This is a genomic window from Aeromonas sp. 2HA2 (assembly GCF_029237345.1).
Lineage (GTDB): Bacteria > Pseudomonadota > Gammaproteobacteria > Enterobacterales > Aeromonadaceae > Aeromonas > Aeromonas salmonicida.
Genome location: NZ_JAACGB010000029.1, coordinates 1 through 733 on the forward strand (window position 1 = coordinate 1; position 733 = coordinate 733).

1 protein-coding gene is annotated in these 733 nt (G+C 59.2%); it reads left to right on the plus strand.

Translation table 11 applies throughout. The features are described 5' to 3' along the window. Positions 1-733 (plus strand): IS4 family transposase (locus GWQ29_RS21200; protein ID WP_275920253.1); only part of this gene is annotated, 733 nt, incomplete at both ends.

A 733-nucleotide genomic window follows, 5' to 3' on the forward strand; every position in this document is an offset into this window, starting at 1 on the left:
TCGATGCAAAGCCGCTGTATCAACGAGCACGACAACAAGCTCTACGACTATGCCAGGCAGTGCCAATCCGCGGGCACCCGGGTGGTCAAGATACCCCAGCGGGGTGGCAGAAAAGCCAGAGAGGCCGTGCTCGATATCAAGTTTGCCAGGGTCACCCTGAAGGCCCCGGCCAACAAGCGTAGGGAACCGGATATCCCGCTCTACTACGTGGGATGCATCGAGCAGAGCGATGCAGCCGACCGGCTGGAGTGGCACCTGCTGACCAGTGAAGCGGTGATCAGCGCCGAGCAGGCCAGCGAGATTATCGGCTACTACGAGCAGCGCTGGCTCATTGAGGATTATCACAAGGTCTGGAAGAGTGCAGGCACCCGGGTCGAGGCGTTGAGGATGCAGAGCCGGGAGAACCTGACACGGATGAGCGTCATCCAGGCCTTTATCGCGGTCCGGTTGCTGCAGTTGCGATTTATCAAAGAGGAGCCTGGCGCGCAGGGAGAAAGCTGCGAAGAGCTGCTGGGTACAAAGAGCTGGAAGTTGCTGTGGTTGAAGATGGAGAAGAGGGCCCTGCCGAATGAGGCCCCCGATATGGCGTGGGCGTACAAGAGCCTGGCGATACTGGGGGGCTGGAAGGACACCAAGAGAACGGGGCGAGCCTCGATAGCGGTGTTATGGGAGGGCTGGTTTAGGTTACAGACCCTCCTTGAAGGCTATGAACTGGCACTGTCTCTTGAGCATC